Here is a 20,195-nt window from a genome sequence, read left to right as displayed (position 1 = left end):
CTGGCGGCTATTTTCCTGCCTCGGCGGCGGGATGCATGGACCAGACGACGCTGAGGATCTTCCATTCGCCGTCGCGCTTGACCATCTGCCACGCTTCCACGCCATAGTTCGACAATTTGCCGCCGACGAGGAATTCGTAGTCGAAGTTGACCCACGCCACATGGCGGTCCTGGGTGATCTTGACGTTGTAGAATTTTTCTTCCGTGCGCTGCGGTTCGCGCTTGATGAAGTTGGCGAAACCGACATAGCCGGCCGCCCCGACGCCATCGAAGTGGACGTCCGTCGTGTCGCGCATTGTCTTGATGAAAGCGTCGTCGGCCGGCGCGGCGAACAGGATGTTGGTGTGCAGCAGCAGCGACGACAGCAGCTTGACATCCTTGGCGATCAGCGCCGCCTGGAAGTCGGCGATGACTTGCTCGATGGCGCGGAGATCTTCGGGAGTGGCGGCGTGGCGGCCCACGTGGGGCGGCGCAGGCGGTACAGCGGGCGCAGTCTGCGCCAGCGCCATGCCTGCTGAAAACAGGGAACAGCCGAACCATACTACGCTTGCCAACTTGTGCATGAGGGACTTTCATGGCGAACGGCTCGCCGGCCTGGCACGGGGCGTGCCGCCGGCAAGCTTATGTCAACCATGGCAGATTGGCAATCCCTCTTTGGAACTAGAGCAGGGGTCAGACTCAGGCAGCCAGGGCCTCGATCGACGCGCGGCCCTTGGCGATCGCGCTGGCGACGGCATCCTCGCCCATGGCTACGCCTTCGGCTTGCACGAACTCGATGTCGGTAATGCCGATGAAGCCCAGCGCCGTGCGCAGATAGGTGCTCAGGTAATCATACGCGGCGCCCGGGCCTTCGCTGTAGACGCCGCCGCTGGCCGTGAAAATCACCGCTTTCTTGCCCGTGGCCAGGCCGACGGGACCCGTTGCCGTGTACTGGAAGGTGCGGCCCGCGCGCGCCACGTGGTCGATCCACGCCTTCAGGGTCGATGGCACGGAAAAATTGTACATGGGCGCGGCCAGCACCAGCACGTCGGCGGCCAGCAATTCATCGACCAGGGTATCGGACAACTGCACGGCCGCGGCCGCCTGAGCGCTGCGCTGCTCGGCCGGTGTGAAGAAGGCGCCCATCACTTCCTCCGTCAGGTGCGGCACGGGCTGCGCCGCCAGGTCGCGCTCGACCACGCTGGCGCCTTGCGCGGCCAGTTTCGCGACGAATTCGCCCGACAATTGACGCGACAGGGAACCGCTGTTGCGCACGCTGCTATTGATGTATAAAACCTTGCTCATGAAGTGCTCCTGAGAAAACGGGTGACGGGAATGGCCGCATCGCAGCCCTTGCACACAGCATAGTTCAGGTCTACCATCGAGAAAACCATATAAATATAAATGATTAGCATCGAATTTTTAGATAAGGAGTTCCCATGAGAGAGCCGGGCCAGCCTTCGCTCGACCAATTGCGCGTGTTCGTCGCCGTCATCGACGCGGGCGGCTTCGCCCACGCGGCGCGCCAGCTGCACCGCACGCAGTCGGTGATCAGCTACACCATCGCCAACCTGGAAGAACAACTGAATGTGGTGCTGCTCGATCGGGGCAAACGCAAGCCCACTCTGACGGACGCGGGCAAGGCCCTGCTGGCCGACGCGCGCGCCGTGGCCCTGAAGGTCGACGGCATGCGTGCGCGCGCCAAGGCGCTGGCAGGCGGGCTGGAGGCGGAAGTGTCGGTGGTGGTCGACGTGATGTTCCCCACTTGCGTGCTGGTGCGCGTGCTCGAGGCGTTCCAGGCGCAGTTCCCCACTGTCGCCCTGCGCCTGCGCATCGAAGCCATGGGCGCCGTGGCGCAGCTGGTGATGGATGGCAGCTGCCATATCGGCCTCGGTGGCTGGATGACGGCCACGGCCAGCGTCTTCGAGCGCCTGGCCGTCGGCCACGTGCGCCTGATTCCCGTGGCCGCGCCCAGCCACGCGCTGGCGCAGCTGGCCGGGCCGATTGCGGCCGGCGTGGCGCGCGAACACGTGCAACTGGTGCTCAGCGACCGCAGCGTGCTGACGGAAGGCCAGGATTTCGGCGTGCTGGGATTGCGCAACTGGCGCCTGGGCGACCTCGGCTCCAAGCACGCGCTGCTGCGCGCGGGCCTGGGCTGGGGCAACATGCCCGAGGCGATGGTGCGCGAGGATTTGACGGAGGGACGGCTGGTGCATCTGCCGCTGGCCGTCGACAACGGCGAGAATTACCCGATTTACCTGATCCAGCGCGCCGACACGCCGCCCGGGCAGGCGGGCAAGTGGCTGACGGAGCGCTTTGCGGAGCAGCTGCCGCTGCTGGAACAAGTCTTCTAGATGCGCGCGCGGACGGGTATCATGCGCGCATACATTGATCAGTATCAAAAGGAAACACCATGGCCGGCATCGACGACTTCGTCAACAAGCAAAAACCAGGCGCGCGCTTCGTCATCACGGCGCAGATGCTGCGCATGACGCCGCAGCAGTTCGACTCGCTGGCGCAGGAATGGATGGAAGACGGCGGCCCCGGCTTCGACGTGGCCGGCATCCCGCACCGGGTCGTCGTCGATGGGCAGTTTTATATCGGCAGGATCACCGTGCAGCGGCACGGCGATCCTGAGTAAAAGCTACTCGACGCCCAGTACGTGCAGGCGGCGGCGCAGGCGCGCCACTTCTTCCGATAAATCGACCACCAGCGCGGCCAGGTCCGCGTTCGCGTCGAACACGGATTCGATTTCGTGCAGGCGGCGCGCGCGCACCAGGTCCAGGCTGGTGAAGCGCCAGGCCGTCAGCTGGCCCGGCGGCGGGCCGTCCTGCAGCAGCACGCCCGTCTGCACATGCTGCACCACCCACTCCGGCTCCACCGCGCAGGCGCGCGCCAGTTCTTCCAGGCTCAGAGCACGATCTTCGAGCAATTCGCCAATTACCTTGTTTGTCATGATTTACCCTCCCAGCTTCTGGCGCGGATTGAAAGCCATCTCGCGCGCCATGGTTGCATACAGTTCGCGCGCCTTGTCGTCGTTCGCCGGCGGCAGCACCACTTCCAGCAGCAGATACAGGTCGCCCGGCTGGGCGGCGGGGATGCCGCGCCCCTTCAGGCGCAGCTTGCGCCCCGTCTGCGAATTGGGCGGCACGGTGACGGTCACGGTGCCCGATGGCGTGGGCACGTCGATCTCGCCGCCCAGCGCCGCCTCCCACGGCGTGACGGGCACCGTCTCGAACACGTCGCGCCCTTCCACCTTGTAGCGCGCATCGGGCCGGAAGCGGATTTCCAGGTACAAATCGCCGGCGGGCGCGCCGCCGCTGCCGGGACTGCCCTGCCCCTTCATGCGCAGCTGCTGTCCTTCCGTGACGCCTTTCGGTATCGTCACTTCCAGCGTGCGCTCGCGAGTGACGACGTGACCCTGCGCATCTGCTTCGGGCACGCGCATGACGATGTGGCGCTTGGCGCCCTGGTAGCTGTCCTGCAAATCGATGGTGATGGCGGCGTGGCTGTCCTCGCCCTGCATCTGGAAACTGCCGCCGGCGCGGCGGCGCCCGCCCACGTGGGCGAACAGGTCGGCAAAGAAGTCGCTGTCGTCGGCGCCCGACGATTCGTAGCCCGAACCCCAGTCCGGCGGCGGCCGGAACGGCTGGCCCTGCGCGCCCTGGTTACGGCCCAGTTCATCGTAGGCGGCGCGCTTTTCCGCGTCGCCCAGCACACCGTAGGCCTCGTTGAGGGCCTTGGTGCGCTTGTCGGCGTCCGGCTCCTTGCTTACGTCGGGATGGTATTTGCGCACCAGCTTGCGGTACGCTTTCTTGATCTCGGCCTCGGACGCCGTCTTGTCGACGCCAAGCTCCTTGTAATAATCCTTGTATTCCACCGTGCTGGCTCCCCATGGTTGAACTGCCTATGGGAAGAGTACACGAATTGGGCGCTGGACAGCGTCTGCACGATACAACGCTGCCCGGCGGCGCATCAGCGCACGCGGCGCACCGAGGAAATGCGGCGGTCGAGGCCACCGTGCAGGCGGCCGTAGCTGCCTGGCCCCATCACCACGCAGCGGCCGCGGAAGTTGGCGTCGACGCAGAATTCCCAGCGGCCGTAGTTGACGACGATCGATTCGGCGCGGTCATTGAAACCATAGCGGCTCAAGTCGCGCGCTTCGCGGTCCAGGCGCACGGGCCGCCCACGCATGCCGGCATCGGGGAACAGCAGCACGGCGCCATGCATGTCGGGACGGTGTCCGCCGCCGTGGCCGGGATAGCCGGGATAAGGACGCTCCGGCTCCGGACGCGGCGGGCGTGGCGGATAGGGACGATGATCGCCCCCGCCATGGCCTGGACGGCCCACTTCGCGCACGGAGGAAACGGCGTCGTTCATGCCCGGCATGCTGTCGTAGCGGCCAGGGCCGAAGGTACGGCAGTTGCCACGGTAATTGGCGTCCTTGCACACTTCCCAGGTACCCGAGCGCACGATGATGCTCGAGGTCTTGTCGTTAAAGCCCATGCGCGACAGGTCGCCCGTGTCGGAACGCAGGGTCACGGGGCGGCCACGGAAGCCGGCGTCTTCGAACAGGGTGATTTCGCCCGCGGAGGCGGCAAGGGGGGCGAGGAAGGTGGCGGCGCACAACAGCGCGGGCCGGAAAGATCGAACCATGACAACTCCAATACTGATGACATTTTCGCCAGTGTAGTCTAGGCGGCAGGCGGCGAGTGTAACAAAGGGCAAGCAAATGTCAGCGCACGGCAGCGAATGTAAAAACCGCCTGGCGGGATCAACCCGGCAGGCGGTCTGTCAGCACGACGTCAGGACAGGATCAGCGCACGCGGCGCAGCGAGGAAATCTGGTTTTCCATGCTGTTCAGGCGGCCATATTCGCCCGGCCCGATCACTTCGCAGCGACCACGGAAGTTCGAATCGCTGCACACTTCCCACTGGCCCTCGTTGACGACGATGGACGAGGCGCGGTCGTTGAAGTTGTAGCGCACCAGGTCTTCCGCATTGCGGTCCAGCGCCAGCGGCTCGCCGCGCATGCCCGCTTCGGGGAACAGCAGGACGGCGCCGCGCTGCGGGTACTGCGGCTGCTGGTATTGCGGATACTGCGGCTGGTCGTACTGCGGCCGCTGGTACTGATTATCGTACTGCTGCTGGCGGCGCGCCTCGCGCTCGTCGACCATGCGCGCCGACGAGACGCGCCCGTCGAGGCCGCGTCCCAGGTCGTCGTGGCGGCCGGGGCCGAAGATGCGGCATACGCCGTTGTAGTTCGAATCGCTGCACAGCTGCCAATAGCCGTTATAGACGACGATGCTGGTGGTGCGGTCATTGAAACCGATACTGACGAAATCGTCCGTGTCGCGGTTCAGGCGCGCCGAGCCGCCATTCTGGCCGGCGCCCGAATACACTTCCAGCGCGCCGCCACGGCCATAGCCGCCATGGCCGCGGTCGGGATCGCGTCCCGGGCGTCCCGGATTGTAGCCATCGCCGCGCCCCGACTCGCGCACCGAACTGATGGCGTCGTTCATGCCCGGCATCGAGCGGTATTCGCCCGGCCCCAGGGTGCGGCAATTGCCGCGAAAACCGGCATCGGTACACACATCCCAGGTGCCCGAACGCACCAGGATGCTCGACACCTTGTCGTTGAATCCAAAGCGCGACAGATCGTCCGTCGTCTCGCGCAGGTTCACCGCGCGGCCGCGCAGATCAACGTCTTCGAACAAGGTGATATCGCCCGCGTGGGCGGCCGCATGGGCCCCCAGCGAAAGCAGCAAGGTCGCCGCGCATGCCAGCGCGTGTTTGAAAGGGCCCGTCATGATTAACTCCATTCTTCATTCTTTGGTGATGATTTGCCTGGCCAAAACGCCAAGATGCCATTGTAACAAGTGCCCGCCCCCGCTATCCAAGCTATGTCGAGGCAAAGGCAAGTGATCGACATGACAACTGATGTCAGTGTAGCCATCCCGGGGGAAAACGGTGTAACAAAGTATGGGAAAAGCACAATAAATTGTTACCAAAAGCAATAGCCGGCCCCGGCTGGGACCGGCCACTCTTGCCGGCCCCGCGTCAGCGCACTTCGCGCACCGACGAGATGCGGTTGCTCATGCGCTCCAGGCTCGCGTACTCGCCCGGTTCGAGCATGCGGCAGCGGCCACGGAAATCCACGTCCTCGCACACTTCCCAATAGCCGGAGCGCACGCGCACGCTTTGCACCGTGTCGTTGAAGTCGCGCTCGCGCAGATCGGCCGAAGCGTTGCGCACGCTCAAGCTGCGGCCGGCGAAATCGTCGCGCGTATAGAAGGTCAGCTCACCGCCCAGCGAGCGCCCTGGCAAATGGCCGCGTTCCCGGTCGCGGTCGCGGCGGCCGTCCCAGTCGCGCCCACGGTCACGGTCACGGTCGCGGCCCGGATGACCATCCCAGCCGCCGCGCACTTCGCGCAGCGACGTGATCTTGTTGGCGCGGCCATCGAGCGACGGGTACTCGCCCGGTTCGAGCAGGAAGCAGGCGCCGCGGAAATCGGCATCCTCGCAGGCTTCCCAGCGGCCCGAGCGCACGCGGATGCTTTGCGTCGTGTCGTTGAAACGGACATCGTCCAGGTCGGCGACGGCGTCGCGCACGGTCTGCGAGCGGCCGTGATAATCGTCGCGCGAATACAGGGTCAGTTCGCCGGCGCCGGCCAGTTCGGCCGTCATGGCGGCGCCCAGCAACAGGGCGCAGTTCAGGGTGTGTTTCAGCATGGTCTTTCTCCATAGTCAGGGTACTGCGGTTGACTATTTGGTCATTTTGCCAAATAGAGCGCGCAGTCTATCCGCGACTGGCCCACTTAGCTGTAACAAATGATTACCGCGCCCGGCCCGCCGGGGCGCGGCGGCGGACAAGCACGGCGAATGCCGGTAGAATCTTGTGTTTAGTCAAGCTTGCCGCCCATGCCACACACTACCTCGTTCACCCTGCCCGCCGTCCGCAATGAAGTCGCTTCGCTATGGAAGCTGGCCTGGCCCATCCTGATCGGCCAGCTGGCCACCGTCGGCATGGGCGCGGCCGACGTGGCGATGACGGGGCATACGAATCCCGAAGAGCTGGCGGCCGTGTCGCTGGGCGCGGCCATCTGGTCCATCGTGCTCGTCACCGTGAGCGGCATCATGATGGCCATCAATACCCTGGTGGCGCATGAAATCGGCGCCGCGCGCCACGACAAGGTGCCGCACATCGTGCGCCAGTCGCTGTGGAAGGCGCTGCTGGTCGGCCTGGTCGCTTGCCTGCTGACGAACATGGCGGCACTGGTGTTCGATCACCTGATGCTCGAACCCGCCGTGGCGGCCAAGGCCAAGCTGTTCGTCCACATCATCAGCTGCGCGCTGCCGCCGTTCGCCGCCTACCGCGCGCTGTACGGCTACAGCACCAGCATCAACCAGACCAAGCCCGTGATGGTGATCGCGCTGGCCGCGCTGGCGCTGAACATTTTCGTCAACTACCTGCTGATCTACGGCCACTGGGGCATGCCGAAACTGGGCGGCGTGGGCTGCGCCGTGGCCACCACCTGCTGCGTGTGGATGATGCTGCTGGCCATGCTGGCCTGGATCAAGATCGCGCCCGCCTACCATGCCACGTATCCGTTCACGCACTGGGAATGGCCGCAGCTGTCGTCCATCGGTCCCATGCTGCGCCTGGGCCTGCCCATCGGCGTGACCTACTTCGCCGAGGTGAGCGCGTTTGGCGTCATCAGCCTGCTGGTGGCGCGCTTCGGCGTGATCCAGGTGTCGGCGCACCAGATCGCCCTCAACTTCTCGTCCGTCGTCTTCATGGTGCCGCTCACCTTCGGCATCGCGCTGGTCACGCGCGTGGGCCACGCCGTGGGCGAGGCCAATCTGCGCCGCGCGCGCTTCATCTCGTGGGTGGGCGTGGCCATGTCGCTGACGGCGGCCATCGTTTCGGCCACCCTGATCACCGTCTTCCGCCACCAGATCGCGCAAGCCTATACGTCCGACCCGCAGGTGCAGGCCCTGTGCGCGCAGCTGCTGCTGTTCGCCGCCCTGTTCCAGCTGTCCGACGCGACGCAAGTGGCGACGTCCTGCGCCATCCGCGGCTACAAGGTGACGCGCCAGCCGATGCTGATCCAGCTGCTGGCCTTCTGGGGCTTCTCGCTGCCGATCGGCTATGTGCTGGGCCTGGCGCCGCAAGGCTTCATCTGGTCGCCGGCCGAGCCGATGGCCGCCGCCGGTTTCTGGATCGGCCTCGTCACGGGCTTGACGGTGGCCGCCGTGCTGCTGACCTGGTATCTGAACCGCCTGTCGCTGCAGCGCCTGCGCGCTGCCTACTTAACTCACTAAGCCGACGAGGAACCGCGCATGCCGCAACCACGCCCCTTCAAGCAAGTCGATGTCTTCAGCAGCGTGCCGTTCCTCGGCAATCCGCTGGCCGTGGTGCTGGGCGCAGATGGCCTCGATGCGGCGCAGATGCAGGCGATCGCGCGCTGGACGGGCCTGTCGGAAACCACGTTCGTGCTGGCGCCGCGCGACCCGGCGGCCGATTACCGCGTGCGGATTTTTTCGCCCGACGCGGAATTCCCGTTCGCCGGCCACCCGACTCTGGGCACGGCGCACGCCCTGCTCGATTCTGGCATGCAGCCCAAGGGCGCGCGCATCGTGCAGGAATGCGGCGTCGGCCTGGTACCGATAGAACGCGGCGCCGGTGGCGTGCTGGCATTCCAGGCGCCGCCCTGCAGCACGCGCGCGCTCGCCCCCACGCTGCTGCCGCTGCTGCAGACGGCGCTGGGCGGAGCGGCCGCCGTTGGCGCCACCGTCGTCGACATGGGCATCCGCTGGCTGTGCGTGCCGCTGGCCAGCGCCACCGCCTGCCTGGCCGTGCGCGCCGACATCGCCGCGCTGACGCCATTGCTGGCCGCCGTCGGCGCCGATGGCCTGGCGCTGTACGGCCCGCACCCCGCAGGCGGACCGGCCGATTACGAAGTGCGCGCGCTGCTCAGCGAGCATGGCGCGCTGGTGGAAGACCCCGTCACGGGCAGCGCCAACGCCTGCATTGCGCACCTGCTGGCGGGCGGCGACTACACGGTTCGCCAGGGCACCTGTTTGCAGCGCGACGGCCGCGTGTCCGTCCGCTTCCGCGATGGCCATGCCTGGATAGGCGGCGCATGCCTGACCGTGATCGAAGGCACGATATTGGCCTGAACTGGGCAAAGCGCCATGGAATGGGCGGTTGTCGGATATTTTTGACGAAGGAAATACGGCCAGAAACGGTTTATTCCGTGGCTGGAGCTATCGCATAAACAGGCATGCTCTGGTATCGTCTTACGCTTAGGCAACGCCAAGCTCGCCTTGACATGCAGTACCCTTCTTCTTCCAACTACCGAGACATCCATGCGTTTTATTCTTTGTTTTCTGGCCGCGATGGCCAGCGTTCCCGCATCGGCTGAAAAGCTGACCCTGGAACGCATCCACGCCGATCCGGCGCTGGCCGGCCCCGGCGTGCGCAACCTGAAGGTCTCGCCCGACGGCGAGCGCGTCACGTTCCTGCGCGGCCGCGCCGACAACCAGTTCCAGCTCGACCTGTGGGAATTCAAGCTGAAGGACAAGAGCACGCACCGCCTGGTCGACTCGAAGGCGCTGGTGCCGAATGAAACGATTTCGCCCGAAGAGCAGGCGCGCCGCGAACGCGAGCGCACGGCCAGCCTGAACGGCATTCTCAGCTACAGCTGGTCGCCGGACGGCAAGCAGCTGCTGGTGCCGCTGGCCGGCAATCTGTACCTGGTCGATGCAGCCCACCCGGACAAGGCACGCCTGGTCGCCAAGGGCAATGTGCTCGATCCGAAAATCTCGCCGAAAGGCCGCTACGTGTCGTTCGTGCGCGACCAGAACATCTACGTGATCGACCTGAAATCGGGCCAGGAACGCCAGCTGACCACCGACGGCAAGGGCACCATCCGCAACGGCGAAGCCGAATTCGTGGCGCAGGAAGAAATGGGCCAGCGCACCGGCTACTACTGGGCGCCCGACGATTCCGCCATCGCCTATAAACGCTATGACGAGGCTCCCGTGCCCGTCGTGCGCCGCTTTGAAATCTTTGCCGACCGCACGGATGTCGTGGAACAGCGCTACCCGGCCGCGGGCGACCCGAACGTGCTGGTGCAGCTGCTGATCGTCTCGCCGGAAACGGGCGCGCAGCGCCAAGTGGACCTGGGCACGAACCCGGACATCTACCTGGTGCGCGCCGACTGGAGCGCGGACAGCAAGTCGCTGGTCTACCAGCGCCAGTCGCGCGACCAGAAGACGCTCGACCTGGTCGCCGTCGACGCGGCCACCCTGGCGCAGCGCACCTTGCTGACGGAAACGTCCAAGACCTGGGTCAGCATCCATGACGACCTGCGCTTCCTGTCGAACGGCACCTTCCTCTGGTCGTCCGAGCGCACGGGCCGCAACCATCTGTACCTGTACGACATGAGCGGCAAGCTGCTGCACCCCGTCACCTCCGGCGAGTGGGGCATCGACAGCGTGCTGGCCGTGAACCAGAAAACCGGTAAAGTGTTCGTGTCGTCGAACCGCGACGCCGTGATCGACAAGCAGACCTACGCCCTGGCCCTCGACGGCAGCACGGCCGACAAGCCGCAGCGCGTGACGAAAGCCGACGGCTGGCACGACACGACGTTCTCGCGCAATGGCGAAGTCTTCGTCGACACGTATTCCGACCCGGCCACGCCGCCGCAAGTGAGCATCCGCCGCCCGGACGGCGCCATGGTGGGCTGGCTGGAAGAAAATGCGCTCAACGCCAGCCATCCGTATTTCAAGTACAAGGCCGACCACCTGCCGACGGAGTACGGCACCCTGAAGGCCAACGATGGCCAGACCCTGCACTATTCGATCGTCAAGCCGTCGAACTTCGATGCGGGCAAACGCTATCCCGTCTACCTGTCGACGTACGGCGGCCCGCACTCGCAGCATGTGGCTCGCCGCTGGGGCAACAACTTCGACCAGTACATGGCGCAGCAGGGCTTTGTCGTCTTCCGCCTCGACAACCGGGGCTCGTCGCGCCGCGAGCGCGCCTTCACGGACGCCATCTATCACAACCTGGGCGCGGCCGAAGTGGCCGACCAGCTGGTCGGCATCGACTGGCTGGGCAAGCAAAGCTTCGTCGATCCTAAACGCATCGGCGTGTTCGGCTGGAGCTACGGCGGTTTCATGACCCTGCGTTTGCTGTCGGCAGCATCCGACAAGATCGCCATGGGCGTGTCGGTGGCGCCCGTGACCGACTGGTCGTTGTACGACACCCATTACACGGAGCAATTCCTCGGCATGCCGAAGGAAAACGTGGACGGCTACAAGGCCAGCACCGTATTCGCCCACCTCGACGGCCTGAAGTCGCCGCTGCTGCTGGTGCATGGCATGGCCGACGACAACGTCCTGTTCAGCAACAGCACGCGCCTGATCGACGCGCTGGTGAACCGCGGCGTGCAGTTCGACCTGATGACCTACCCGGGCGCCAAGCACGGCATCTCGTCGCGCGCGGGCCAGCGCCACGTGTACAAGAAAATTGAAATGTTCTTCAAGCAAAACCTGGGCGTAGCGAAGTAAAGCGCGCCCACAAATAAAAACCGCCGCCTGTCTCGCGACAGGCGGCGGTTTTTTTATTGAGCGTACGTCAGCTTAAGGTTTGCGCGTAACGGTCTCGACCGCATCCTTGACGTCGCCGACCTTCTTCTGCACTTTGCCTTCGACCTGGTTTGCCAGGCCCTTGGCTTGCTGTTCTTCGCTGCCGACGACTTTGCCAGCGGCTTCCTGGATTTTACCGCCGACTTCCTTCAGTTTACCTTCGACTTGATCTTTGTTCATGATAAATCCTCACTGTAGTTGGTACATCTGTTGTCCAGCCAAAAAGGCCGGTACTGCGGCTCACACGCCGTTGCAAACTGCTTGCTGCGTGTCGATGTATCCATAGTACGCCCGAGGCCGCAAAAACTATGTACGGTTCCTAACACATGTCAAAATTCATGCAAAGTGCGCCGATCAGGCTTGTTTCCGCCATACGGTAGCGAGCCACGGCTGCTGCTCGCGCGGCAAGCCGGGCGGCCGATAGTATTGCTCGACCAGGGTAAAACCGGCCGCCTGCATGTAGCCGGCCCATGTCGCTTCGTCGTGGTAACTGCCGTAGCGCGCGCCGTTCCAGCCTTCCTGGTTTTGCCCGCGCGGATTCGAGCTGAACAGCATACCGCCCGGTTTCAGGCACGCGTACAAAGCGCGCAGCACGCCGGGCAAGGCGGCGCTGGGCACGTGGAACAGCACGGCATTGGCGAACACGCCGTCGAAGTGCGCGGCGGGCAAGTCGAGGTCGACGAAATCCTGCTGCCATACGCTGCAGCCGCTGTAGGCGCGCGCCATCTCGACGAAACGGGGGCAGCCGTCAACGCCCGTGGCGTGGTGGCCCAGGGCCGTGAACGCCTTCAGATCGCGGCCGGGGCCGCAGCCCAGGTCGAGGATGGCCAGCGGCGCGGGCTTGCCGATGGCGTTCAGCAGCGCGGCGATGTTCTGGCTGACGTCGTGATCGCGCGTGCCTTCGAAAAACTGCTCGGCGCTGGCGTCGTAATGGGCCAGGGTGCGGCCCGTGATGGCGTGGATGGGATCTTGCGGGGTTGGCTTCATGGCGCTCCAATCAGTAATCACGCCATTTTACGGTGCCGGCGCGCTGGGCGTCCGGCACCGCTTATGACTACCAGACGCGCACGCGCTGTTCCGGCGCCAGGTACAGCTGCTGGCCCGGCTGGACGTCGAAGGCCGGATACCAGGCGTCGAGGTTGCGCACGGTGGCGGCGCGGTATTGCGCCGGCGCATGGCCATCCGTGAGGATTTGCTGGCGCGCCGCCGCTTCGCGCGCCTTGCTGCGCCAGCTGACGCCATAGCCGATGAAGAACTCGCGGTCCGCCGCGGGCTGCGCCGGCTTGCCCTGCTGCGACAGGGTGAACGCGTCATAGGCGGCTGCCACGCCGGCCAGGTCGGCCAGGTTTTCGCTCAGGGTCAGCTGGCCATTCACGGCCAGGTCGGGAAACGGCTTATAAGCCGCGAACTGCGCCACCAATTGCTTGGATGCCGATTGGAAATGCGCCAGGTCGGCCGGCGTCCACCAGTCGCGCAGCTTGCCCTGGGCGTCGAACTGCGCGCCCTGGTCGTCGAAGCTGTGGCTGATCTCGTGGCCGATGGTGGCGCCGATGCCGCCATAGTTGGCCGCATCGGATGCCTGCGGGTCGAAGAAGGGCGGCTGCAAAATGGCGGCTGGGAAATTCAATGCATTTTGCAGCGGCAGGTTGACGGCGTTGACCAGCTGCGCCGGCATGGCCCAGGCTTTGCGGTCAGGAGACTGGCCCAGCTTGGCCAGTTCCTGCCGGTAATGGAACTGCTCCGCCCGCTGCACATTGCCCAGCGCATCGCCGCGCACCACGCGCAAGCCCACATAGCTTTCCCACTGTTCGGGGTAGCCCACGCCCACGTACAGGGTCTTGAGTTTTTCCTGCGCCTGCGCCTTGGTGGCCGGCGCCATCCAGTCCAGCTTGTCGATGCGGCGCGAGAAGGCGGCGACGATATTCGTCACCATGTCCTGCACGCGGGCTTTCGATTCCGGCGGGAAATAGCGTTCCACGTACAGCTTGCCGACGGCGTCGCTGAGGGCCGCATTCGTCGCGGCCAGCGCCCGCTTGCTGCGCAGCGACTGCTGCGGCGTGCCGCTCAGGGCGCTGCCATAGAAGGCGAAGCGCTGGTCGGCGGCCGCCTTCGGCAAGATCGTGCTGAAATGGTTAATCGCGTGGAAGGCCAGGAAATCTTTCCACGTGGCCAGCGGCACGCTTGCCACCAGTGCGGCGCTGCCCGTCATGGCCGTCGGATGCCAGACGATGAAATCCGTCTGCTTGCCCAGGCCTGCCGCCTGGAAGAAGGCTTGCCAGTCCAGGCCCGGCGCCTTGCTGGCGAAGTCGGCGGCGCGCCATGCATTGTTGCCCTTGGCGACATCGGCCGAATCCTCGCGGCTGGCGTGACTTGCAGCAATTTGCTGTTCGAGCGCAAACACGCGCGCGGCGCGGGCCGGCGCATCGCGGTAGCCGGCCTGCTTGAGCATGGCGGCGATATGCGCCTGGTAGCCGGCGCGCAAGCCCTGCATGCGGGCACTGTCGCTCTGGTAAAAGGCGCGGTCGGGCAAACCCAGCCCGCCCTGCAGCAGGTAGGCCACATTGCGCGTGGTGTCGTTCAAGTCTTGCGCGACCCACAGGCCGAACAGGTTTTCCGTGTAAAAATTGGTGGCGTTGAGCGGGTCGACATCGGCGCGCAGGCTCTCGCCCAGCGCGCGGGCCAGCCCCGCCTGGTCGCGTATGCCATCGATCTTCTTGAGCAGCGGCTTGATCGGCGCCCAGCCTTTCGCTTCGATAGCCGCTTCATCCATCCAGGAACGGTAAAAATCGCTGACCTGGCGCGCGGAGGCATCCGCCTGCGGCGCCGCCGCCAGACCTTCGACGAGGGCGATGATGCGCTCGTTGGTGGCGTTGGCGAGGATGGCGAACGAGCCCCAGCTGCTGCGGTCGGCGGGAATGTCCGTGGCGCGCAGCCAGTCGCCATTCACGTAATCGTAGAAATCGTCACCGGGCAAGGCCTTCGCGGCAGCGGGGACGGGGGCGGCGGCGCTGACGGCCCCTTGCTGTCCATGCGCCCGGGCAGGCAAACCGGTCAGCGAGACGCCGGCCAGGGCGAGGATGATGGCGGCCTGGACTGGCGTCCGGGACCAGGACAAATACAAACCGTGCATGGCGATCCTTTCGATGTAATAGCCAAAATCATAACCTGAAAATCCTGCTTTTTTGGGGCGAAAAACCGTCCCCTAACTTTTTTGCATGCGGACAAAAAATCGGCATATAGTGGCACGACCGCATGCCGTACCGCACGAACGCCAAGGAGATTGCCATGCAACTGGAAGCGCTGTTCCAGCATCCCCACGCCCTGCCTGCCGCCCCGAAGATCGTCGATGAATTGGTGCGCAGTTTCGACAACCCCGCCATCGCCACCGAAGACATCGCGCGCCAGCTGGGAGCGGACCCGGCCTTGAGCGCCAAGCTGCTGCGGCTGGCCAACTCGGCCTATTACCACGTCTCGCGCAGCATCGGCACGGTGGAAGACGCCGTGCTGATGCTCGGTTTTGTTACCGTGCGCACCCTCGTCATCAGCTCCGGCCTCGTCAGCGGTTTCAAAGCCGTGCCGGGCCTGAATTTGGCGCAGTTCTGGCGCTACAGCCTGCACAGCGCCGTATCTGCCCGCTGGATCGCCAGGCAGACGGGCGACAACCAGGACCTGGCTTTCACCATCGGCATGATGCATGCGATCGGACAACTGGTGATCCATGCCGCCATGCCCGAGCAAGCCATGCAGCTCGACAAGATCGCCCCGCCGCTCGACGCGCGCCGGCTCGATGCGGAACGGGTGTCGCTGGGCTACGATTATGCGCAGGTGGGCGCCGAGCTGGCGCGCCGCTGGAAGTTTCCGCCCGCCTTTGCCGAGGCCATCGCCGCCTTCCCCGCTCCGCTGGCCAAGCCACCGTTGAACCGCCTGGCCGCCATCATCCACCTGGCCGCCTGGCGCGCGCGCATCGATGAAAACCAGCTGAGCAATGAAGAAATCATCGCCTGCTATCCCAGCGAGGTGGCCGAAGCGCTTGGTTTGCCGCCCTCCGTGCTGGTCGACAGGATGCCGCCGCTTGCCGAACTGAGCGCCGGCCTGGAAGAACTCGTCAAGTAAGCTGGCCGTTGCCCGCATCGCCAACCGAGCAGGCATGCGGGTTTGCGGGCGATGCCGCCTGCCCGCCAAAAAAACGCCAAATTATTTTCACTTTTTTTTCAAAAACACCCTCAAGTTCCCCCTGGAGCTGCCGTTAATCTAGACAAGCGGTAATCCATTCACTAGTTACGGGTGTGCTCATGACCTCCAACGACGTTCTTTCGATGTATGAAAATATTGCAGGAATGACCAATAAAATGGTCGTGGCCGCACGTTCGAGCGACTGGGATGGCTTGGATACCCTGGAAAACCAGTGCGCCAGCGCCGCCAGCGCGACCATGACGGACAAGGTGCCTGCCCTGGCCGGCGCCTCGCGCCTGCGCAAGATCGACTTGCTCAAGCAAATCCTGGCCAATGACCGCGAAATCCGCACCATCACGGAACCATGGATGACGCAACTGCCGAACGCCATGCAGGGTTCGCGCGCGCGCATGTAAGATCGCAGCGCCAGCCAGAAACGACAAAAGCACCCGAGGGTGCTTTTTTTACGTCTGCCGCCTTGCCGGGGAGCGCGCCATCTGCGGCGCTCAAGAACAAGGAGGGGAATTTGGAAGGCGAGCCCCAGGTATCTCCTGGCGTCGCCTCGCTGCCGGTTGCATCCGGCGTTCGCGAGCACATCGTCGGCATCGCGAACCGCTTCCAGACCCAGGCATTTATGCAACGCTACACCTGGTTTGCCGCGCCACACTATCGTTGGTGACTGCGCCAGGCTGGGGCTGTTTTGTCGTAGAGCAAGTCCACTGAATTAATCATATCACCATCTTTAAGAATCAGGCAACGTGATTGGCAAGCGTTTCCATGTATTTTTTCAATATCTTTTTTTATATCAAATTGTGGTGCGGCCTTGCGGCAGCATTAGCGCGAGAACGGCTCCGCTTCCGGCTCGGCCGCCGCCCCTTCTTCCACCGCTTCCGTCAGCACGGGCACATCCTTCTTCCTGCGGCCGAATGGCTTGCGCAGCAGCACCCAGTATTTCGACGGCGCGCCCGGACCCGCCGCTTGCCTGCGCTTGCGCACGATGTACGCGATGAGCGCCGTCAGCAGCAGGAAGACCAGGGTGCCGATACCGAGCCACAACATCCCGTTGCCGCCCGCCTTCTTGTCCTTGTCGGGCGCCGGCGCCGCATGCAGGGGCTTGGGCTTGGCATGGGGCGGTTGCGCCTCGGCCGGCGCGGCAACTGGCGCAACGGCAGCGGCGGCGGCAGGCAGCGCCAGCGCCTGTTGCAAGGCGCCGATCTTGCCTTCCAGTTCACCGAGCTTGTCATTAAGGGCCGTATTTTTCTCGTCCAGCGCCTCGCACGCTTGTGCCTGCTCCAGGCTGGCCTGCGGCGCACAAGCGGCCACGGGCGCCGTGGCGCGCCGCACGGGCGGCGGACGCAGAACAGAGGCAGCCGGCGCGGGCGCGGCGGGCGGCGGCACAAACACGCGCGCCGGACGCACGAGGCCCTCGGCCCGCGCGCGGGCCGCCAGCGCGGCGGCGTCGGGCGACGGCGCGACGGGTACGGCGCGTGGCGACGGCACCGGCGTGGAGACAGACGCGGGCACCGGAATAGCTGGCCGGGCCGGCGCACTGACGGGAGCGGCGGCGGGCGGCGGCGGCGTCAACCACAAGGTGCCCAGGCGCACGACGGCGCCACTGCCATTGCCCAGCAATAAATACAGGTGCACATGCCCCGCCTGGATCGCTTGCCGCGTGGCCACGCGCACATAATGGCGTCCACCGCGCTCAAACGGGCTGATCGTCAAGGTTTGCAAGGCAGGATCCATGCCGATGCCGCCACCTCGGTACACATCGGGCGAAGCCAGGCGCACGGCCACGCCATTGACCTCATCTGGCGCCAGGGCCGTCAGCTCGAGCTCGGCCAGCAAGGGCTGGCCCACGTGCGAGAGCACCGCCATCTCGCCCAGCTCGGCCGCCATGACGGGCGGCAAGCCCAGGCTGGCGGCGGCGCACGCGATCAAAGACCAACGGGGAAGGATGCTGCTGTGCATGGACTGATCGCTTTGATAACAGGATAAATAAGGGGAACTCGCCTGTCTTTAACGGCAGGAAATCGCAAAAATATAGATGGCTTGCGGCAAAAATGATGCAATACAGCATCATCCTGTGCCTTTTTGACGCCTGGAGTACACTCGATCCACCTCCATCGATGAAAGGGATGCCATGAGTAGCAGAATCGAACGCGACAGTTTCGGCCCGATCGACGTACCTGCCGACCGGCTTTGGGGAGCGCAAACGCAGCGCTCGCTCGAGCATTTCCATATCTCCACGGAAAAGATGCCGCCCGAACTGATCGCCGCCCTGGCCACCGTCAAGCGCGCGGCCGCCCACGTCAACCTGGACCTGGGATTATTGGATGGCAAGAAAGCCATCGCCATCACGCAGGCGGCCGATGAAGTGCTGGCCGGCAAGCACGACATCGAATTCCCGCTGGCCGTCTGGCAGACGGGCTCTGGCACGCAAAGCAATATGAACATGAACGAGGTGCTGGCCAACCGCGGTTCCGAGCTGATCGGCGGCTTGCGCGGCGCCGAGCGCCTGCTGCACCCGAACGACGACGTCAACCTGGGCCAGTCCTCGAACGACATCTTTCCCACCGCCATCCATGTGGCCGCCGCCCTGGCCGTCGCCAACACGGTCTTGCCGCCGCTGCGCCAGCTGCGCGCCACCCTGGACGCGAAAGCCACCGAATTTGCCGACATCGTCAAGATCGGGCGCACGCATTTGCAGGACGCGACGCCGCTGACCCTGGGCCAGGAATTTTCCGGCTACGTGGCGCAACTGGACTTTGCCGAACACATCATCACGGCAGCGTTGCCGCCGCTGCTGCAGCTGGCCGCCGGCGGCACGGCCGTGGGCACGGGATTGAATGCCCACGTGGAATTTGCCGGCCGCATCGCCGCCGAACTGGCGCGCCTGACGGGCCAGCCATTCGAGACGGCCAGCAACAAGTTTGCCGCCCTGGCCGCCCACGATGCGCTGGTCGCCGCCCATGGCGCTCTCAAAACCCTGGCCACGGCCCTGATGAAAATCGCCAACGACGTGCGCTGGATGGCGTCCGGCCCCCGCTCCGGCCTCGGTGAGATCACCATCCCCGAAAACGAGCCGGGCAGCTCCATCATGCCGGGCAAGGTCAACCCTACCCAGTGCGAAGCGCTGACCATGCTGTGCTGCCAGGTCTTCGGCAACGACGTGGCCATCACGGTGGGCGGCGCCTCGGGCAATTTCGAGCTGAACGTCTTCAAGCCCTTGATTGCGCACAACTTCCTGCAAAGCGCGCGCCTGCTCGGCGACGGCATGCGCAGCTTCGACGAGCATTGCGCACACGGCATCGCGCCGAACCGTGACCGCATCGCCGAACTGATGGAACGCTCCCTGATGCTGGTCACGGCGCTGGCGCCGCACATCGGCTACGACAAGGCGGCGCAAATCGCCAAGCAAGCCCAGCACGAAGGCACGACCTTGAAGGAAGCGGCGCTGGCCCTGGGCTTTGTGACGGAAGAGCAATTCAGCGCATGGATCGTGCCGCTGGAGATGACGCGGCCCAACAAAAGCTGAGTTACACCCTGCATTGCTGGCGGCTTCAGGTAAACTATGGATTAGTTGAGGTCGTCATCAAGTGTTGAAAACACATCATTGCAATAAGGGATACAATGCAAAAAGTAAGCTTTGATTTAACATCCGAGTTCGTCGAGCTGAACCAGCTGCTGAAGCTGGTCGGCCTGTGCGACAGCGGTGGCGCAGGCAAGGTCATGGTCGATAGCGGCGTAGTGAAGGTCGATGGCAAGAAGGAATTGCGCAAGACCGCCAAGATCCGCGCCGGCCAGGTCGTCAGCGTGGGCGATATCCGTATCACGGTCGTCGCTCCCGTTTGATGCCGGCATGGGGCGCAAAAGCGGCCCCATGCGTACAGCCAGCCCCCCGCCGGCCGGCTGCCTGCATCAAGCTGCAAACATGTCGTTATTGTCAGATAAATATCGATTGCGGAAGGGAAGCGCCATGGACCATCCCGAACAAGGTACGCGCAGCCAGGAACGCCTGATCGGCGACTTGCGCCAGGTCATAGAAAACGCGGAAGAATTGCTGCGTAACACGGACAAATATACCAGCAGCCTGTACCAGAGCGCGCGCGCCAGGCTGGAACTGGCCCTCGTCGCGGCGACGGCCGAACTGGCCCGCTTTGAAGAAGAGCAAGTGACGCGCATGATGGACGCCACCCTGGCCGCGAATGCCCTGTACCGCGATCAGACGGGCGAAGCGCGCCTGCTGCGGGCCTTCGAATAACAACGCCTAACAAAACCGTAGCGAGCGGACGGAAGTGGTGGTTGAGAAGCGCAACTGTACGAAGGTACAGTGAGCATCGCAGACCGCAAATTACGACGCGTAGCAGGTTTTGATAGGCGTACT

General features: G+C 64.6%; 22 protein-coding genes. 11 read left to right on the top strand and 11 right to left on the bottom strand.

Annotation, left to right across the window (positions count from 1 at the left end; translation table 11 throughout):
- Positions 1–7: 7 nt before the first annotated feature.
- Together ACQ4W4_RS14570 and ACQ4W4_RS14565 are read right to left on the bottom strand one after the other, a co-directional pair.
- On the bottom strand, positions 8–562 hold the full coding sequence (locus ACQ4W4_RS14570; RefSeq protein ID WP_436542605.1) for a nuclear transport factor 2 family protein: 555 nt from the start codon (positions 560–562) through the stop codon (positions 8–10).
- A 115-nt stretch (positions 563–677) separates the two neighbouring features.
- Entirely contained in the window at positions 678–1,283 is a 606-nt protein-coding gene (locus ACQ4W4_RS14565; RefSeq protein ID WP_436542604.1) for an FMN-dependent NADH-azoreductase, read from the bottom strand.
- Positions 1,284–1,417: 134 nt separating this feature from the next.
- On the opposite strand from ACQ4W4_RS14565, the gene ACQ4W4_RS14560 reads away from it, so the two are divergent.
- The gene (locus tag ACQ4W4_RS14560; RefSeq protein WP_436542603.1) at positions 1,418–2,332 is read left to right on the top strand and encodes a LysR family transcriptional regulator; all 915 of its coding nucleotides are present in this window, start codon (positions 1,418–1,420) and stop codon (positions 2,330–2,332) included.
- A 59-nt stretch (positions 2,333–2,391) separates the two neighbouring features.
- Positions 2,392–2,619, top strand: a complete 228-nt coding sequence (locus ACQ4W4_RS14555; protein ID WP_436542602.1) for a hypothetical protein — start codon at positions 2,392–2,394, stop codon at positions 2,617–2,619.
- A 3-nt stretch (positions 2,620–2,622) separates the two neighbouring features.
- Here the strand turns inward: ACQ4W4_RS14555 and ACQ4W4_RS14550 are convergent, their stop codons facing one another.
- From ACQ4W4_RS14550 to ACQ4W4_RS14530, 5 genes are all read right to left on the bottom strand, one after another.
- Positions 2,623–2,934, bottom strand: a complete 312-nt coding sequence (locus ACQ4W4_RS14550; RefSeq protein ID WP_436542601.1) for a chaperone modulator CbpM — start codon at positions 2,932–2,934, stop codon at positions 2,623–2,625.
- A gap of 3 nt (positions 2,935–2,937) precedes the next feature.
- The gene (locus tag ACQ4W4_RS14545; RefSeq protein WP_436542600.1) at positions 2,938–3,858 is read right to left on the bottom strand and encodes a DnaJ C-terminal domain-containing protein; all 921 of its coding nucleotides are present in this window, start codon (positions 3,856–3,858) and stop codon (positions 2,938–2,940) included.
- 95 nt (positions 3,859–3,953) lie between these two features.
- Positions 3,954–4,634, bottom strand: a complete 681-nt coding sequence (locus tag ACQ4W4_RS14540; protein ID WP_436542599.1) for a beta/gamma crystallin family protein — start codon at positions 4,632–4,634, stop codon at positions 3,954–3,956.
- 160 nt (positions 4,635–4,794) lie between these two features.
- The gene (locus tag ACQ4W4_RS14535) at positions 4,795–5,787 is read right to left on the bottom strand and encodes a beta/gamma crystallin-related protein (RefSeq protein ID WP_436542598.1); all 993 of its coding nucleotides are present in this window, start codon (positions 5,785–5,787) and stop codon (positions 4,795–4,797) included.
- A 250-nt stretch (positions 5,788–6,037) separates the two neighbouring features.
- On the bottom strand, positions 6,038–6,709 hold the full coding sequence (locus ACQ4W4_RS14530; RefSeq protein WP_436542597.1) for a beta/gamma-crystallin: 672 nt from the start codon (positions 6,707–6,709) through the stop codon (positions 6,038–6,040).
- Positions 6,710–6,898: 189 nt separating this feature from the next.
- On the opposite strand from ACQ4W4_RS14530, the gene ACQ4W4_RS14525 reads away from it, so the two are divergent.
- From ACQ4W4_RS14525 to ACQ4W4_RS14515, 3 genes are all read left to right on the top strand, one after another.
- Positions 6,899–8,302, top strand: a complete 1,404-nt coding sequence (locus tag ACQ4W4_RS14525) for an MATE family efflux transporter (RefSeq protein WP_436542596.1) — start codon at positions 6,899–6,901, stop codon at positions 8,300–8,302.
- Between the two features lie 18 nt (positions 8,303–8,320).
- On the top strand, positions 8,321–9,160 hold the full coding sequence (locus ACQ4W4_RS14520; protein ID WP_436542595.1) for a PhzF family phenazine biosynthesis protein: 840 nt from the start codon (positions 8,321–8,323) through the stop codon (positions 9,158–9,160).
- Between the two features lie 189 nt (positions 9,161–9,349).
- Complete coding sequence (locus ACQ4W4_RS14515; RefSeq protein WP_436542594.1) at positions 9,350–11,557, top strand: S9 family peptidase; 2,208 nt, start codon at positions 9,350–9,352, stop codon at positions 11,555–11,557.
- A 72-nt stretch (positions 11,558–11,629) separates the two neighbouring features.
- Here ACQ4W4_RS14515 and ACQ4W4_RS14510 read toward each other — a convergent pair whose 3' ends face one another.
- The 3 genes from ACQ4W4_RS14510 to ACQ4W4_RS14500 form a co-directional block, all read right to left on the bottom strand.
- Complete coding sequence (locus tag ACQ4W4_RS14510) at positions 11,630–11,815, bottom strand: CsbD family protein (RefSeq protein ID WP_034759763.1); 186 nt, start codon at positions 11,813–11,815, stop codon at positions 11,630–11,632.
- Positions 11,816–11,989: 174 nt separating this feature from the next.
- The gene (locus ACQ4W4_RS14505) at positions 11,990–12,622 is read right to left on the bottom strand and encodes a class I SAM-dependent methyltransferase (protein WP_436542593.1); all 633 of its coding nucleotides are present in this window, start codon (positions 12,620–12,622) and stop codon (positions 11,990–11,992) included.
- A gap of 67 nt (positions 12,623–12,689) precedes the next feature.
- A complete protein-coding gene (locus ACQ4W4_RS14500; protein ID WP_436542592.1) occupies positions 12,690–14,765 on the bottom strand; it encodes a M13 family metallopeptidase in 2,076 nt (691 codons plus the stop codon).
- A gap of 155 nt (positions 14,766–14,920) precedes the next feature.
- On the opposite strand from ACQ4W4_RS14500, the gene ACQ4W4_RS14495 reads away from it, so the two are divergent.
- The 3 genes from ACQ4W4_RS14495 to ACQ4W4_RS14485 all read left to right on the top strand — a co-directional run bounded on the left by ACQ4W4_RS14495 (position 14,921) and on the right by ACQ4W4_RS14485 (position 16,487).
- Positions 14,921–15,748 (top strand): HDOD domain-containing protein, encoded by an 828-nt coding sequence (locus ACQ4W4_RS14495; protein WP_436542693.1) that lies wholly within the window; start codon positions 14,921–14,923, stop codon positions 15,746–15,748.
- A 224-nt stretch (positions 15,749–15,972) separates the two neighbouring features.
- The gene (locus ACQ4W4_RS14490) at positions 15,973–16,224 is read left to right on the top strand and encodes a flagellar protein FliT (RefSeq protein ID WP_436542591.1); all 252 of its coding nucleotides are present in this window, start codon (positions 15,973–15,975) and stop codon (positions 16,222–16,224) included.
- Entirely contained in the window at positions 16,173–16,487 is a 315-nt protein-coding gene (locus ACQ4W4_RS14485; protein WP_436542590.1) for a hypothetical protein, read from the top strand. The genes ACQ4W4_RS14490 and ACQ4W4_RS14485 overlap by 52 nt, the downstream gene beginning before the upstream one ends.
- Positions 16,488–16,642: 155 nt before the next feature.
- Here ACQ4W4_RS14485 and ACQ4W4_RS14480 read toward each other — a convergent pair whose 3' ends face one another.
- Positions 16,643–17,779 carry a type IV pilus assembly protein FimV gene (locus tag ACQ4W4_RS14480; RefSeq protein ID WP_436542589.1) on the bottom strand — a complete coding sequence of 379 codons (1,137 nt, stop codon included), beginning with the start codon at positions 17,777–17,779 and terminating at the stop codon, positions 16,643–16,645.
- A gap of 172 nt (positions 17,780–17,951) precedes the next feature.
- On the opposite strand from ACQ4W4_RS14480, the gene fumC reads away from it, so the two are divergent.
- The 3 genes from fumC to ACQ4W4_RS14465 all read left to right on the top strand — a co-directional run bounded on the left by fumC (position 17,952) and on the right by ACQ4W4_RS14465 (position 20,072).
- Positions 17,952–19,346 carry a class II fumarate hydratase gene (gene fumC, locus ACQ4W4_RS14475; RefSeq protein WP_436542588.1) on the top strand — a complete coding sequence of 465 codons (1,395 nt, stop codon included), beginning with the start codon at positions 17,952–17,954 and terminating at the stop codon, positions 19,344–19,346.
- 95 nt (positions 19,347–19,441) lie between these two features.
- Positions 19,442–19,663: an RNA-binding S4 domain-containing protein gene (locus ACQ4W4_RS14470; RefSeq protein ID WP_035825476.1), complete on the top strand. Its 222-nt coding sequence runs from the start codon at positions 19,442–19,444 to the stop codon at positions 19,661–19,663.
- Positions 19,664–19,787: 124 nt separating this feature from the next.
- A complete protein-coding gene (locus ACQ4W4_RS14465; protein WP_034759786.1) occupies positions 19,788–20,072 on the top strand; it encodes a hypothetical protein in 285 nt (94 codons plus the stop codon).
- Positions 20,073–20,195 lie beyond the last annotated feature (123 nt).

This window comes from Janthinobacterium glycogeni (genome assembly GCF_051380725.1).
Lineage (GTDB): Bacteria > Pseudomonadota > Gammaproteobacteria > Burkholderiales > Burkholderiaceae_D > Janthinobacterium.
Note: the sequence above shows the minus strand (reverse complement) of the source record. Positions and strands in the feature narration are given on the sequence as shown.

Coding starts and splice junctions, on each gene's coding strand:
- ACQ4W4_RS14570 (WP_436542605.1), bottom strand. CDS start 562: ATGCACAAGTTGGCAAGCGTAGTATGGTTCGGCTGTTCCCTGTTTTCA.
- ACQ4W4_RS14565 (WP_436542604.1), bottom strand. CDS start 1,283: ATGAGCAAGGTTTTATACATCAATAGCAGCGTGCGCAACAGCGGTTCC.
- ACQ4W4_RS14560 (WP_436542603.1), top strand. CDS start 1,418: ATGAGAGAGCCGGGCCAGCCTTCGCTCGACCAATTGCGCGTGTTCGTC.
- ACQ4W4_RS14555 (WP_436542602.1), top strand. CDS start 2,392: ATGGCCGGCATCGACGACTTCGTCAACAAGCAAAAACCAGGCGCGCGC.
- ACQ4W4_RS14550 (WP_436542601.1), bottom strand. CDS start 2,934: ATGACAAACAAGGTAATTGGCGAATTGCTCGAAGATCGTGCTCTGAGC.
- ACQ4W4_RS14540 (WP_436542599.1), bottom strand. CDS start 4,634: ATGGTTCGATCTTTCCGGCCCGCGCTGTTGTGCGCCGCCACCTTCCTC.
- ACQ4W4_RS14535 (WP_436542598.1), bottom strand. CDS start 5,787: ATGACGGGCCCTTTCAAACACGCGCTGGCATGCGCGGCGACCTTGCTG.
- ACQ4W4_RS14530 (WP_436542597.1), bottom strand. CDS start 6,709: ATGCTGAAACACACCCTGAACTGCGCCCTGTTGCTGGGCGCCGCCATG.
- ACQ4W4_RS14525 (WP_436542596.1), top strand. CDS start 6,899: ATGCCACACACTACCTCGTTCACCCTGCCCGCCGTCCGCAATGAAGTC.
- ACQ4W4_RS14520 (WP_436542595.1), top strand. CDS start 8,321: ATGCCGCAACCACGCCCCTTCAAGCAAGTCGATGTCTTCAGCAGCGTG.
- ACQ4W4_RS14515 (WP_436542594.1), top strand. CDS start 9,350: ATGCGTTTTATTCTTTGTTTTCTGGCCGCGATGGCCAGCGTTCCCGCA.
- ACQ4W4_RS14510 (WP_034759763.1), bottom strand. CDS start 11,815: ATGAACAAAGATCAAGTCGAAGGTAAACTGAAGGAAGTCGGCGGTAAA.
- ACQ4W4_RS14505 (WP_436542593.1), bottom strand. CDS start 12,622: ATGAAGCCAACCCCGCAAGATCCCATCCACGCCATCACGGGCCGCACC.
- ACQ4W4_RS14500 (WP_436542592.1), bottom strand. CDS start 14,765: ATGCACGGTTTGTATTTGTCCTGGTCCCGGACGCCAGTCCAGGCCGCC.
- ACQ4W4_RS14495 (WP_436542693.1), top strand. CDS start 14,921: ATGCAACTGGAAGCGCTGTTCCAGCATCCCCACGCCCTGCCTGCCGCC.
- ACQ4W4_RS14490 (WP_436542591.1), top strand. CDS start 15,973: ATGACCAATAAAATGGTCGTGGCCGCACGTTCGAGCGACTGGGATGGC.
- ACQ4W4_RS14485 (WP_436542590.1), top strand. CDS start 16,173: ATGGATGACGCAACTGCCGAACGCCATGCAGGGTTCGCGCGCGCGCAT.
- ACQ4W4_RS14480 (WP_436542589.1), bottom strand. CDS start 17,779: ATGCACAGCAGCATCCTTCCCCGTTGGTCTTTGATCGCGTGCGCCGCC.
- fumC (WP_436542588.1), top strand. CDS start 17,952: ATGAGTAGCAGAATCGAACGCGACAGTTTCGGCCCGATCGACGTACCT.
- ACQ4W4_RS14470 (WP_035825476.1), top strand. CDS start 19,442: ATGCAAAAAGTAAGCTTTGATTTAACATCCGAGTTCGTCGAGCTGAAC.
- ACQ4W4_RS14465 (WP_034759786.1), top strand. CDS start 19,788: ATGGACCATCCCGAACAAGGTACGCGCAGCCAGGAACGCCTGATCGGC.